Genomic DNA, 11,799 nt, shown 5'->3' with positions numbered 1-11,799 from the left:
GCGGTCAGGCGGTCACTTCGGGGCCATCCGGATCGCGCCGTCGAGGCGGATCGTCTCGCCGTTGAGGTAGCCGTTCTCGATGATGTGCAGCGCGAGACCCGCATACTCGTCCGGGCGGCCGAGTCGCGCGGGGTATGGCACCTGCTGCCCGAGGCTCGCCTGCGCCGCGTCGGGCAGGCCCGCGAGCATCGGCGTCTCCATGATCCCCGGCGCGATCGTGCACACCCGAATGCCGTACCGCGCCAGCTCGCGCGCGATCGGCAGCGTCATCGCGTGCACGCCGCCCTTGCTTGCCGAGTACGCCGGCTGGCCGATCTGGCCGTCGAAGGCGGCGACGGATGCCGTGTTCACGATCACGCCACGGTCCCCGCCCGCGGTGGGCTCGGTCCGCGCCATGGCCGCCGACGCGTGAGCGATGACGTTGTAGGTGCCGACCAGGTTGATGCGGATGACCTGCTCGAAGTGTGCGAGATCGGTGGGCGCGCCGGCCCGGTCGAGCACCTTGGCGGGCGGCGCGATGCCCGCGCAGTTGACCACCACGCGGAGGGGCGCCTGCGCGCCAGCAGCCGCGACTGCGGCGGCGACCTGGTCCGGTTCGGTGACGTCGGCCGGAGCGAAGACGCCATCCAGTTCCGCCGCGCGTTCTGCCCCCGGTGATGTCGGCAGGTCCACGATGACGACGCGCGCCCCGCGGCCGGCGAGCACCCGCGCGGTGGCGAATCCCAGTCCGCTCGCGCCGCCCGTGACGATGGCGGATGCTCCAGCTATGTCCACGAATGCGCTCCCTTGAACTCGCAGATCAGCCTACGCGATGACATCGCGTATCAGAAGCGCGGGTACTGAGTTTCACCCCGACGCACGCTCACGCCGGGCCGAAGATCGGGTGGAAGGATCCGACGGCGACCGCGGCCGTCACCGCGGTCGCCGAGATCGCGAGGCCTGCGACCATGAGCGCCCCGTCGCCCCGGTGCATTCGCGACGGGCGCGCCCACGTGCGCGGACCGGGCGCGCCGAAGGCGCGCGCCTCCATCGCCGTGGCGAGCGCCGAGCCCCGTCGGATCGCCAGGACGAAGAGGGCGAAGGCCATGCCGAGCGCGCGCCGGGTGCGGCCGGTGTCGGCCACCCCGCGCGCGCGCCGGGCAAGGGCGAGCGCGCGCCAATCCTCTGCGAGGAGGCCGAGCATCCGCATCCCGGCGAGCGCGCCCAGCACGAACCGCGGCGGCAACCGGACGATCTGGGCGAGACCGTCGGCGAGATCGGTGGGGTCGACGGTCGCGAACAGCACAACGGCGGGCAGACCGATCGCCAGGACGCGGAGGAACGCCGCCAAGGCCAACGCGAGCGAACCCTCGCTGACCCGGATGAACATCCACTCGAAGAGCATGGCTCCGCTCGTCGCGCCGTAGAGGGCGATCGTGACAGCCGTGGCCGGCGCGCCGATCCAGAGCGGCAGAGTGCGCAGCCAGAAACGCCGCCATCCGAGCCCCGCCATGAGCAGCAGCGGAAGCTCGAGCAGCAGGGCGACGCCCGCCGACACGGCGTCGACCGTCACGATCAGCGGCACCGCGATGAGCAGGGATGCCGCGAGCTTCGCCACCGGGTTGAGTCGCGCGACCGCCGGGCCGCCCTCGCGGGGGCTCACGGCCGGCGCTCCAGCGCGAAGCGACGGGCGGACAGCGCCGCAAGGACCGCGTCGTCGTGCGTGATCGCGGCGATCGCGAGCGGTCCGCGTTCATCGACGCCGTCGCGCAGATCGGCGATGATCGAGACGATCTCGCTCCAGGTGCGCGCATCCTGTCCGAACGTCGGCTCGTCGAGCACGACGACGCGCGGGCGGGTCGCGAGGATCGCCGCGACCGTCAGGCGCCGCTTCTCTCCGCCGGAGAGGGTGTAGGGGTTCGCCGCTGCCAGCGGTCCGAGGCGAAGCCGCTCGAGCAGCTCCTCGGCGCGCCCGGCGATCTCGGACTCGCCGAGGCCGAGGCGGCGCGGCCCGATCTCAAGCTCGCCGCGGACGGTCGTCGCCAGCAGCTGGTGCTCCGGCTCTTGGAACACCGTCCCGATCCGCGTCAGCAGCGCGGTCGACGTCCACGCGTACGGGTCGTCCCGTCGCGCACCCCTGTGCACGGCCGTTCCCGCGGCGAGAGACCGGCCGGCGCGCACGGTCCCACCCAGCGCCGGGAGAAGACCGGCGAGCGTCAGGCCCAGCGTCGACTTGCCCGTGCCATTGGGCCCCACGATCCCGAGCACCTCGCCCGCGCGTACCTCGATATCGACCGGTCCGGCGACGGCGGTGCCCCGCGTCCTCCCGACGCGCACGCTCTCGCCCGCGATGAGGACCTCGCCCGGCGTCTGAGCCGGCGGCGGGAGATCCATGGGTCGGATGCCCGGGACCCACACGCCGGCGGCCGCGAGCTCGGAGCCGCGCGCGGTGAGGACGGCACCCGGCTCACCGTCGGCGATCACTCCGCCATCGGCACCCAGTACGACCACGCGCTCCACGAGCGGCAGCCAGGTGTCGATCCGGTGCTCGACGACGACGAGCGTCGCTCCCGTGGCGTCGAGCACGCGGCGGACGGCATCCACCACCTCGCCCACCCCCCGCGCGTCGAGATTGGCAGTCGGCTCGTCCAGCAGCAGTGCACCCGGGCGCATCGCGACGATCCCCGCGAGCGCCAGCCGCTGCTTCTGCCCGCCGGAGAGCGCCGAGGTCGACCGGTCGGCCGCCACGTCGAGCCCGACGGCATCGAGCGCTGCACGCACGCGGGGCCAGATCTCGGCGCGGGGGACGCCCAGGTTCTCGCAGCCGAACGCCACGTCATCGCCGACGCGGGCGAGGATCGTCTGGCTGTCCGGATCTTGGAGCACAAGGCCGGTGCGACCCCGTGCAGCGGCAGCGAGCGCACCGTCCACGAGGATCTCGCCCGCGGCATCGCCCTCGTCGGCACCGCCGAGGACTCCGGCGATGCCCTGGAGCAGCGTGGACTTGCCCGAGCCGGACGCGCCGAGCAGCAACACTCGCTCCCCCGGCTCGATGCGCAGGGTCACCTCGCGCACGGCCCACGCGCGGCGGGTCGCGTACCGCCATCCCCAGCCGCGCGCCTCGATGAGAGCCGCGCGAGCACTCGTCGCCACGCTAGACGCGCACGCCCGCTGCGCGTCCGGCGGCGAAGCGCGAGAGTGCCCCTGTCCGGGCGACGGCCCGGGTGATCAGCCACCCCCCGAGGCCGGCGATGACCGCGCCCGAGATCGTGGTGGACGCGATGTAGACGGTCGTGAAGAGCGTGTCGGCACCGGGATACCAGAGGATGCGGTCGTTGATGCCGCAGGCGAGGCCCGCTCCGGCGCCGGCGAGCATCGCCACCGGCAGCCGCCAGACGCCGTAGAGGAAGGCGAGGAACACGATCTCGGCACCGAGGCCCTGCACCAGACCCGACACGATCGTCAGCGGGCCGCCCCACTGATTTCCGACCAGCGCAGAGATGACCGCCGCGACGGTCTCGGTGTAGAGCGCTGCACCCGGCTTGCGGATGATGAGGCCGCCGAGCACTCCGGCGATCAGCCAGGGGCCCGCGAGAAGCCCCTGGATTCCCGGCAGGAAAGGCTTCAGGATGGCCGAGGGTCCTTCGTAGCCGACGTTCCACAGCAGGAACACGGCGGCGCAGGCGACGGCGACCACGCTGGCGACGACGATGTCGACGATGCGCCACCGGAAGCGTCCGACGGGGGACGCAGACGTGACAGTGTGCATGTTTTCTCCTCCCTGCGCCGGCATGATCCGGATCAGGTTCTTACGGTCGAAGCGTGGATCGCTTCCTCTCAGCCCGGCTCACCGGACTCCCGTGGGTGTGACAGATGATCATACCGGGATCGGGGTAGTTTGAGCAGATGACCGTGGAAGACGCGCCTCCGACGTCACGCCGCGCGCTCCGCGAGCAGCACGCCGGCCCGGATGACGTGACGCGGCCGACCGGTTCACGCACTGCGCTGGGATGGGTCGACGAGGATGCTGTCGGCGCCCGCGCGGTTCCCGACGATCTGGGCGGAACGACCCACCCGTATCGCCGGGCGACCGCCGATCTGCTCGCCCGGCGGCCACACCGTTCCCCGCTGCGGGCCGGGGTCATCGTGCCGATCCTCGCGGTGATCGCGATGACCGGCACGTACGCCGGCGCGACGCTCCTCTGGCCCCTGTATGCGCTGACCCCCACCGTGAGCGGGGCGCCGATCGAAGACCTCACAGCCCCCGGATCGGCGATCTCGTGGCCCGAGTCCGGATCGGCCGCTGTCGCGGTCCGCGGAATCGATTCGGTTGCAGCATCCGCCGTGGACGCCGCACCGATGGCCAGCATCACGAAACTCGTGACGGTGCTGATGGCGCTCGACGAGGCGCCGTTGGCGCTCGGCGAGGACGGCGCACCGTTCTCGTTCACGCGCAGCGATCGCGCCGAGTACTGGGACTATCTCGCGAGTGACGAGTCGGCCTTGGATGTGCCCGTCGGCGGCACGCTGACCGAGTACCAGCTGATGCAGGGGATCCTCATCGGCTCCGCCGGCAACTACGCCGACCGGCTCGCCAGCACCTACTGGCCGACCGACGCCGTCTTCGCCCGCGCGGCCGCGAAGTGGCTGGCCGATCACGGCGTGAGCGGCATCACCGTCGTCGACCCGACCGGAATCGACGAGGCGAACACCGCCACCCCCGAAGGCCTCATCCTCCTTGCCGGGAAGGCGCTCGCCCACCCTGTCGTCGCCGACATCGTGCGCACGCAGAGCGTCACGCTGCCCGGCGCCGGCGAGGTCGTCAACACGAACGACCTGCTCGCCGACCCCGGCGTGATCGGGCTGAAGACCGGGAGCCTCGCCGGCACCTACAACCTGCTCGCCGCGAAAGAGACGACGGTCGGCGACACGATGATCCGTGTCATCGCCGGCGTGCTCGGCCAGCCGAACGATGCCCTTCGCGACAGCGAGACCGCGCGGCTCCTCGATCAGGTGCTCGCCGAGGTCGCGCAGGCGCAGACGCTGCCCGCCGGGACGGTCGCCGGCGTCGTCACGACCCGGTGGGGCTCACGCGTGGAAATCCTGACGGATGCCGATGTCTCCGCGATCCTGTGGAACGGCGCCGCTGCCGCCACGTCCACTGACCTCGACCTCGCCGACGCGTGGACCGCAGACGCCGCGGTCGGAACGGTCACCCTGACCGGCCCCCTCAGCACCCGCACCGTCGGGGTGCACCTCGCCGGCGACGTCTCCGAGCCGGATGCCTGGTGGCGCCTCACCCACCCGCTGCAACTCTGGGGGCTCGCCGACTGACGTGCAGCCGGGTTCACGCGCACCCCGCCGTCAGACGAAGCGGGCGGCCTGCTGCAGCCGGGTGCGCACGTCGAACAGCTCGTTGCCGCCGATGTCACGTGCGCCGGAGAGTCCGCGCCGCAGCAGGGTCGACAGCGCCGAGCGCGCGACCACGGCGACGGGCAGACCGCGCACCTTGCCGAGCTCTTCGATCGCGATGATGACGTCGTCGTCGGGCAGCACGACGATCGCTCCGCTGAACTTCACGCGGGCGGTGCGCGCGAGCGCACGGGCGCGGGCCACGAGCGCAGCGACGGGCGCCCCCACGATGGAGTCTCCGGTGAGCTCGCCGCGCCGAGTGCGCACGGGCCCGCCGAAGTCCTCCGACAGGACCGCATACAGTCCGCTCGGGCCGAGGATGACATGGTCGAGCTTCGCCTCGGGATCGTGCGCATCCGCGGCGACGTCGTGCCACACCGTGAAGCCCATGCCGAGGTCACCCACGATGCGCGCCGTGGCTTCTTCGGCGAGCGCATCGGCGAGCATCCGGCGCAGTTCACGCGGGGCCGTCCGCACGAGCGCCGGGTCATACGGGTCCTCCAGCACCACACCCCGGCCGACCCACTCGCGCATGAGCGTCAGGTATCGCTCACGGCGCCACCCGCCGGGCTGGCCGAACGAGCGCGCGCGAGGCCGCGTGTCGACAGGGCGACCCGGCGGCCGCCACATCGGAACGTCCGGCGCGAAAGACGACGGCTCGACCGCGAACCCGTGCCCGCGATCGTACGCGGCGCGTGCCTCCGCGGTGCCGACGAGATCCCACGCGCGCTGCACCTGGACGAACAGGGCGGCATCTCCGCCGGTATCGGGATGCGTCTGCCGTAACCGCAGCCGGTAGGCGCGGCGAAGGTCGTCGTCGGTCGCGTGCGGGGTCACCGCAAGCACTTCGTACGCCGTAGCGGAGAGCGGACTGTCGAACATCAGGCGCGGTCGGTGACCCGCACGCCGAGCCGCGCGAGCGCAGGACGCGGGTTCGCCGTGGGCGCGCGCCTGCCCCCGATCACAGGGAGCGCGGCGGTCACGATCTCGGTGACCTCCAGCGGCTGATCATCGGTCTCGAGCCGCAGCGCCCGTACGAGCGCCAGCCCGTTGCGCGTCGTCAAGACGATGCGCTCGAACTCAGGGTCTGCCTCGAGGTCGATGACGACGGCGGGATGCCGGCGGCGCACGACGACGAAATCGTCCCCGGCCGCGGACTTCCAGGTGCCCATCGCGAGTACACCGCGGACGAGGGTACCCGGTCTGGGCACCCCGCGCAGCCACGTCCACGCGTCGTCCACGAGCTGCACCTTCTGGATGTGGGAGCGCTCAACGCGCACGTCGCTCTTGCGCCGCGAGAGGGCGCGCTCACCGGCGGAAAGCACGACATCGAGCTGCGTCGAGTCCAGCAGCAGGGTCACCATGGGATCAGTCTGCCAGCGCCACGAGCTTCGGACACTCCCCGATCGGCAACGATCGGGTCTCAGACGGCGAACTCATCGGCGGCGTGAGGAAGCGGGAACTTCGAGACCGCCGCGATGAGTCCGTCGACCGTCTGCTCCCGCGCGATCGCGCTGACACCGAGGCCGGCGCGGCGGGCATCCTTGGCCGTCCGCGGACCGATCGCGGCCACGACAGTGGCCTCGGGAATGTCAGGGAACTGGAGATGGACCTGTTCGGCGACCGAGCCACTGGTCACGAGGATCGCGTTGATGCGCCCGCTCGCGACATCCTGCGCGATGCGCTCGGTCACGGGCACTCCCACCGTCCGGTAGGCGACGACACTGCGGACAACGTGCCCCGCCTGGACGAGTTCGCGCGTCAGCACGGGCTTCGCGATCTCACTCCGCAGGGTCAGGATGCGGCGAGGTTCCGGTTCGAGCGCGATCATCTGCGCGGCCATGCCGGCGGCGGAGTTGTCCTCGTCGGGAACGAGGTCTACTCGGTAGCCCACTGCGGAGAGCGCCGCGGCCGTGGTCTCTCCGACCGCGGCGACACGCGTCGAGGTGGGGATCACGGCGCGATAGGCATACAGCACATCGACGGTGGTGGCGCTGGTGACGGTCACCCAATCAAACGTTCCGACGGCGAGGTCCGCCAGAGCCTTCTCGAGAGTTTCCTGGTCGGTTGACGGCGCGAAATTGATGAGCGGCGCGATCACCGGGGTCGCTCCCTGTGCGCGGAGCGTCGCCGCCACCGAGTCGCCCCACGGCCCGCCACGGGGCACAAGGACGCGCCAGCCGATGAGGGGCTTGGCGGCCGCTGCGGCCCGGTGGACTGAATTCATTCTCGACTCTCGTGGTGCTCAGTCGGAGCGCACGGATTCGCGCGTCCCGACCGTGTCGGATCCCGGATGCTGCACATCGCAAACCGCACAGCCGGCAGAGTACGCACCATTGTCACTGCCTCGACACGAGCATAGCGGCGCACCGTCCGCCACGGGCGTGTGATCGGTTGAGCGGGGCGTGATCAGGTCAGCGGGTATAGAGGCGCACGAGACCCCAGACGGTCAGGCCGATGGCAGCGGCGAGACCGGCGACGGCCGCCGTCGCCGTCGCGGGGTTGCGGTCGGCGAACCGGCGCGCTTCGGCCACCCGGCGATCGGTGACCACGGCCACGCGCCTCGGGACGTTGGCCTTCACCTCGATTGCGGCGAGCGTCGCCTTCAGCTCAGCGCGAGCGAGCTCAACGGGGTCAGTGATCCCGAGGGCCACGGCGGTCCGCGGGACGGGCAGGTCAGAACTCATCGGCCACTTCCTTCACAATGCTCGCGTCGACCTTCAGTGCTTGGACAGGATTCTGCCTGCGCGAGAGCTTCTTGACGCGCATGAGGCCCATCAGGGCGAACACCACCGCCCCCATGAGGGCCACGATCACGATGATCAGGCTCGCGAGCCACGCCGGCATCCACGACGAGAGCCCGATGATGGCGAACGCCGCCAGGGCCGGCAGCGACCAGAACAGGAAGAACAGGGCGACGACGAACCACGCACCGCCGATGCCGACGTCTTTGCCGACACTCTTGACCCAGGTCTTGGCGGAATCGAACTCGGCGACGACGAGATTTCGTATCAGTTCCGGCACCTCACCGATGAGGGTCAGCAGGCTCTCATCGGCACGATCGCGGAAGCCGCGTGGAGTGTTCATGTCAGCGGTCCGCAGAAGTCGTGAGATCGGTGACCGCCGTGTCAGCGGCCCTGAACACGCCGTCGAGCTTCTGCCCCGGAGTGCCGGCCCTCGTCGCTGCCTTGGTGATCTTGACCGCGCCGTCCCACACCGCGCTGGGCAGAGCCAGGGCCGCCGTCTTGCCGAAGTCCTTGGCTTTGGACACCTGCTTCTGCACGGGATCGGCGTTCCACGCCTTCAGGAAGCTCGACTTGATCTGCTCGTAGCGTTCACGCCCCGCGCGCGAACCCAGGACGTAGCCCGCGGCGAACCCGACGACGATACCGATTCTGCCCCTCATAGGATCTCCTCACGCTGGTGGCGGTGTGGTACTGCTTCGGTGTGCTGCTGCTTCCAAGGGTAGCCCCGTATGCCGATTCCGGCATCCTCTTGCGCCGGACCGCGCTACGGAGTACCTCTGCCCGGTTGCGGGCCCCAGAGAAGCGTGTGGCGCACCCCCTCCGCCGTTCGGACGGCGTCGGCGATCTCCTCGGAGAGGTCGCCGCCGGCGATCCACCCGCCCACCGCGTAGAGGCCCGCGTGCGCGCGCAATGCGTCGCGCGCAGCTTCCACGCGAGCGGCATCACCCACGCGTCGACCCGTCCCCGCCGTGACCCGGCGGGAGCGGGCGAAGCCGCGCATGCGGGCGGCGGTTGCGGGAACGCCGAGAAGCTCCGCCGCCGATGTCATGGCCGTCGCTGCGACGGAGGCATCGTCGCGATCGGCGGCCGCGAGCACGACGCGAATGACCCGTCGATCGGGTTCGGCTCCGGCCGTACCCGCCGTCACATCCGCGGCCGAGAGCACGTCGGACCCGCGGGGGAACGCCATCGCCTGGGGTCTTTGCTGAGCCGGCGCGTCGATCACGAGGGTGACGACATCGACCTCATCGACCGGGCCGACCACCTCGACATCCGGAAGGACGTGTGCGAAGAGGCGACGGGTCTGAGCGGGCCCGGCCGCGAGGATGACGGCATCCGCCACGATCTCGTCACCCTCGGACGACACGCGCCATCGACCCTCCGCGTGCGCAATCGTCGTCACCGCGTGAGATGTGCGCAGTTCGGCGCCGAGGTCGAGCAGGTGCGTCTCGAGTGCCGTGACGAAGGGACCGAATCCCTTGCGCACTGCGCGACGGGCGGGAGCGTGCCCGGCCCCCAGCTGCGCGGCGGCGGCAGTCAGCGACCCCGTCCGAGTCAGTGCCGTGCTGATGCCCGGAAGGACGGCATCGGCGTCGAGGTCGTCGAGCGGGGTCTCCCAGCGTACGGCGGCGAGGGGGGCGACGAGCCGATCGGCGATGCGCTCCCCCAGCCGTGAGCGCACGAGCACACCCAGGCTCGGCTCGCGGCCGATCGTCATCGGCGGGCGAATCCGGTCGAGATACCCGCGCCACGTGCCGGACCACCCGACGACGCGGCGGACGTCCACCGCCCACGGGTTCGTCGGGATGCCGAGGAGCCCCTCCAGGGGCGCCGGTCCGCCGGCGGACAGGGCGATGCGGGGCTCGGTGACGGGTTCCGTGTCGTCGCAGCCCAGGAGACTCAGCACGGTGCCGACCGCGGGATCGCCGGGCGCGAAGTCGGCGTGCGCGCCGTCGACCGTCATACCGTCGATCTCGAGTGGGGCGAGCGAACCGCCCAGGCGTTCCGCGGCATCCAGCACGGTGACCTTCAGCCCCACCCGCGCGCACTCCCACGCGGCGACGAGGCCGGCCGCTCCCGCGCCGATCACGACGACGAGCTGGTCGTGCACGTGGGTGACGAGATCTTCGGAACCGGGCATCCCGCCATCTTCCCACCCGGGGTCCGGGAACGGGGTGAGAGCATGGTCGCATGAGCCTGCACATCACCGGCGATGCTCCGGCCGACGCACTGCTGACCGAGAGCCCCCTGGCGCTGCTCATCGGGATGCTGCTGGATCAGCAGGTTGCGATGGAAGCGGCGTTCACGGGCCCCCGGAAGATCCTGGAGCGGACCGGCACGATGAATGCCGTGACCCTCGCCGGCGCCGACGCGGACGCGCTCGTCGAAGTGTTTCGGCAGACTCCCGCCGTGCACCGCTTCCCCGGGTCGATGGCCGCGCGCGTGCAGGCACTCTGCCGCGCGCTGGTGGATGACTGGGACGGCGATGCCGCCGCGCTGTGGACCCGTCCGGACGCTGCGGTCGGCGACCGACCCGAGGGAGCGGAGGGTCCCGACGGCGCGACGGTTCTCAAGCGCCTGAAGGCTCTGCCGGGGTTCGGCGACCAGAAGGCGAGGATCTTCCTCGCGCTGCTGGGCAAGCAGTATGGATTCACCGGCACGGGGTGGCGCCCGGCATCCGCCCCGTACGGCGAGGAGGGGTCGTTCCGCTCCGTCGCCGACATCGTCTCGCCCGAGTCGCTCGCTCTCGTACGCGAACACAAGCGTGCAATGAAGAAGGCCGGAGCCTGAGGTGCAGCCCACGGGAGGTTCGGTCGCGGCATTCGTCGCGGAGGCGGCACCCGCGCGGCGAAGACGCGACGCCGAGACCCTCATCGCGATCATGCGCGAGGTCACGGGGCGCGAGCCGGAGCTCTGGGGAACCATCATCGGCTTCGGCCGTTGCCACTATCGCTATCCGACCGGCACCGAGGGCGACATGCCCTTACTCGCCTTCGCGCCGCGCAAGCCGGCTTCCACGATCTATCTCGACGACGTCGGCGCGCACGCCGACGCTCTCGCCGTGCTCGGCCCCCACACGGCGAGTGTCGCGTGCCTGTACATCACAGATCTCGAGCGCGTCGACCAGCGGGTGCTCCGCGGCATCCTCACGGCGTCCTACGCCTTCGCCACCAGCGGCGGAAGTGATCGCGTCGTTCTCACCGTGACGGACTGAGCCCCGCGGGCGGAGTGCTCAGCCGGGGTACTCGGCCTGTCCCCCACGTCCACCCCGTCAGCGCAGCATGTCCCCCTTCCGGTGGGCTTCCACCCCGTCAGCGCAGCATGTCCCACTTTCGGTGGATGCAGGCAGTCAGAACTGCAGAAAGTGGGACACAGTCCGCCTGAAGTGGGACGCGCGCGCCGGCAGCGGTAGCGAAGCGCGCGCCGGCAGCGGTAGCGAAGTGGATGCCGGGGCCGCCGCCGGGGCTCAGGCGCCGCGGAGGCGCTCGGCGAGGTAGGCGACCAGACCCTCGAGCGGCAGGCGCTCCTGGGCCATCGTGTCGCGGTCGCGGACGGTGACGGCACGGTCATCGAGCGAATCGAAGTCGACGGTGACGCAGAACGGGGTGCCGATCTCGTCCTGGCGGCGGTAGCGGCGCCCGATCGCGCCGGCGTCGTCGAA

General features: G+C 71.2%; 15 protein-coding genes and 1 riboswitch. Of the genes, 3 read left to right on the top strand and 12 right to left on the bottom strand.

What is annotated here, in order from left to right; genetic code table 11:
- Positions 1-12 precede the first annotated feature (12 nt).
- From QZV81_RS09920 to QZV81_RS09905, 4 genes are all read right to left on the bottom strand, one after another.
- Positions 13-774 carry an SDR family NAD(P)-dependent oxidoreductase gene (locus tag QZV81_RS09920; RefSeq protein WP_292836525.1) on the bottom strand — a complete coding sequence of 254 codons (762 nt, stop codon included), beginning with the start codon at positions 772-774 and terminating at the stop codon, positions 13-15.
- 88 nt (positions 775-862) lie between these two features.
- Positions 863-1,642 carry an energy-coupling factor transporter transmembrane component T gene (locus tag QZV81_RS09915; RefSeq protein ID WP_292836523.1) on the bottom strand — a complete coding sequence of 260 codons (780 nt, stop codon included), beginning with the start codon at positions 1,640-1,642 and terminating at the stop codon, positions 863-865.
- Positions 1,639-3,132: an ATP-binding cassette domain-containing protein gene (locus QZV81_RS09910; protein ID WP_292836521.1), complete on the bottom strand. Its 1,494-nt coding sequence runs from the start codon at positions 3,130-3,132 to the stop codon at positions 1,639-1,641. The genes QZV81_RS09915 and QZV81_RS09910 overlap by 4 nt, the downstream gene beginning before the upstream one ends.
- A 1-nt stretch (position 3,133) precedes the next feature.
- The gene (locus tag QZV81_RS09905) at positions 3,134-3,748 is read right to left on the bottom strand and encodes an ECF transporter S component (RefSeq protein WP_292836519.1); all 615 of its coding nucleotides are present in this window, start codon (positions 3,746-3,748) and stop codon (positions 3,134-3,136) included.
- Positions 3,741-3,851: riboswitch (TPP riboswitch) on the bottom strand. It overlaps the preceding gene by 8 nt.
- A gap of 34 nt (positions 3,852-3,885) precedes the next feature.
- On the opposite strand from QZV81_RS09905, the gene QZV81_RS09900 reads away from it, so the two are divergent.
- Positions 3,886-5,313 (top strand): D-alanyl-D-alanine carboxypeptidase, encoded by a 1,428-nt coding sequence (locus QZV81_RS09900; RefSeq protein WP_292836516.1) that lies wholly within the window; start codon positions 3,886-3,888, stop codon positions 5,311-5,313.
- Between the two features lie 30 nt (positions 5,314-5,343).
- Here the strand turns inward: QZV81_RS09900 and QZV81_RS09895 are convergent, their stop codons facing one another.
- The 7 genes from QZV81_RS09895 to QZV81_RS09865 form a co-directional block, all read right to left on the bottom strand.
- Complete coding sequence (locus tag QZV81_RS09895; RefSeq protein WP_292836515.1) at positions 5,344-6,273, bottom strand: DnaJ domain-containing protein; 930 nt, start codon at positions 6,271-6,273, stop codon at positions 5,344-5,346.
- Complete coding sequence (locus QZV81_RS09890; RefSeq protein WP_292836513.1) at positions 6,273-6,755, bottom strand: hypothetical protein; 483 nt, start codon at positions 6,753-6,755, stop codon at positions 6,273-6,275. Before QZV81_RS09890 ends, QZV81_RS09895 begins: the two co-directional genes overlap by 1 nt.
- 59 nt (positions 6,756-6,814) lie before the next feature.
- Positions 6,815-7,618 (bottom strand): uroporphyrinogen-III synthase, encoded by an 804-nt coding sequence (locus QZV81_RS09885; protein WP_292836511.1) that lies wholly within the window; start codon positions 7,616-7,618, stop codon positions 6,815-6,817.
- Between the two features lie 187 nt (positions 7,619-7,805).
- On the bottom strand, positions 7,806-8,078 hold the full coding sequence (locus tag QZV81_RS09880) for a hypothetical protein (protein WP_292836508.1): 273 nt from the start codon (positions 8,076-8,078) through the stop codon (positions 7,806-7,808).
- Entirely contained in the window at positions 8,068-8,478 is a 411-nt protein-coding gene (locus tag QZV81_RS09875) for a phage holin family protein (protein ID WP_292836505.1), read from the bottom strand. Before QZV81_RS09875 ends, QZV81_RS09880 begins: the two co-directional genes overlap by 11 nt.
- 1 nt (position 8,479) lies before the next feature.
- Positions 8,480-8,797, bottom strand: a complete 318-nt coding sequence (locus QZV81_RS09870) for a hypothetical protein (protein WP_292836502.1) — start codon at positions 8,795-8,797, stop codon at positions 8,480-8,482.
- 104 nt (positions 8,798-8,901) lie between these two features.
- A complete protein-coding gene (locus QZV81_RS09865) occupies positions 8,902-10,278 on the bottom strand; it encodes an FAD-dependent oxidoreductase (RefSeq protein WP_292836499.1) in 1,377 nt (458 codons plus the stop codon).
- A 50-nt stretch (positions 10,279-10,328) separates the two neighbouring features.
- Between QZV81_RS09865 and QZV81_RS09860 the strand changes: the two genes are divergently transcribed.
- Positions 10,329-10,928, top strand: a complete 600-nt coding sequence (locus QZV81_RS09860) for an HhH-GPD-type base excision DNA repair protein (protein ID WP_292836496.1) — start codon at positions 10,329-10,331, stop codon at positions 10,926-10,928.
- 1 nt (position 10,929) lies between these two features.
- Positions 10,930-11,352, top strand: coding sequence for a DUF1801 domain-containing protein (locus QZV81_RS09855; RefSeq protein WP_292836493.1), 423 nt, complete (start codon positions 10,930-10,932; stop codon positions 11,350-11,352).
- Between the two features lie 252 nt (positions 11,353-11,604).
- On the opposite strand, the gene QZV81_RS09850 is transcribed toward QZV81_RS09855, so the two are convergent.
- A partial coding sequence (locus tag QZV81_RS09850) for a His/Gly/Thr/Pro-type tRNA ligase C-terminal domain-containing protein (RefSeq protein ID WP_292836491.1) occupies positions 11,605-11,799 on the bottom strand: 195 nt, incomplete at its 5' end.

This window comes from Microbacterium sp., assembly GCF_011620665.1.
GTDB lineage: Bacteria > Actinomycetota > Actinomycetes > Actinomycetales > Microbacteriaceae > Microbacterium.
This window is presented reverse-complemented; position numbering and strand designations above follow the sequence as displayed.

What these genes read in the sequence shown, in the direction of transcription:
- QZV81_RS09895 (WP_292836515.1), bottom strand. Translation starts at nt 6,273, where the DNA reads ATGTTCGACAGTCCGCTCTCCGCTACGGCGTACGAAGTGCTTGCGGTG.
- QZV81_RS09860 (WP_292836496.1), top strand. Translation starts at nt 10,329, where the DNA reads ATGAGCCTGCACATCACCGGCGATGCTCCGGCCGACGCACTGCTGACC.
- QZV81_RS09865 (WP_292836499.1), bottom strand. Translation starts at nt 10,278, where the DNA reads ATGCCCGGTTCCGAAGATCTCGTCACCCACGTGCACGACCAGCTCGTC.
- QZV81_RS09870 (WP_292836502.1), bottom strand. Translation starts at nt 8,797, where the DNA reads ATGAGGGGCAGAATCGGTATCGTCGTCGGGTTCGCCGCGGGCTACGTC.
- QZV81_RS09875 (WP_292836505.1), bottom strand. Translation starts at nt 8,478, where the DNA reads ATGAACACTCCACGCGGCTTCCGCGATCGTGCCGATGAGAGCCTGCTG.
- QZV81_RS09890 (WP_292836513.1), bottom strand. Translation starts at nt 6,755, where the DNA reads ATGGTGACCCTGCTGCTGGACTCGACGCAGCTCGATGTCGTGCTTTCC.
- QZV81_RS09900 (WP_292836516.1), top strand. Translation starts at nt 3,886, where the DNA reads ATGACCGTGGAAGACGCGCCTCCGACGTCACGCCGCGCGCTCCGCGAG.
- QZV81_RS09880 (WP_292836508.1), bottom strand. Translation starts at nt 8,078, where the DNA reads ATGAGTTCTGACCTGCCCGTCCCGCGGACCGCCGTGGCCCTCGGGATC.
- QZV81_RS09905 (WP_292836519.1), bottom strand. Translation starts at nt 3,748, where the DNA reads ATGCACACTGTCACGTCTGCGTCCCCCGTCGGACGCTTCCGGTGGCGC.
- QZV81_RS09885 (WP_292836511.1), bottom strand. Translation starts at nt 7,618, where the DNA reads ATGAATTCAGTCCACCGGGCCGCAGCGGCCGCCAAGCCCCTCATCGGC.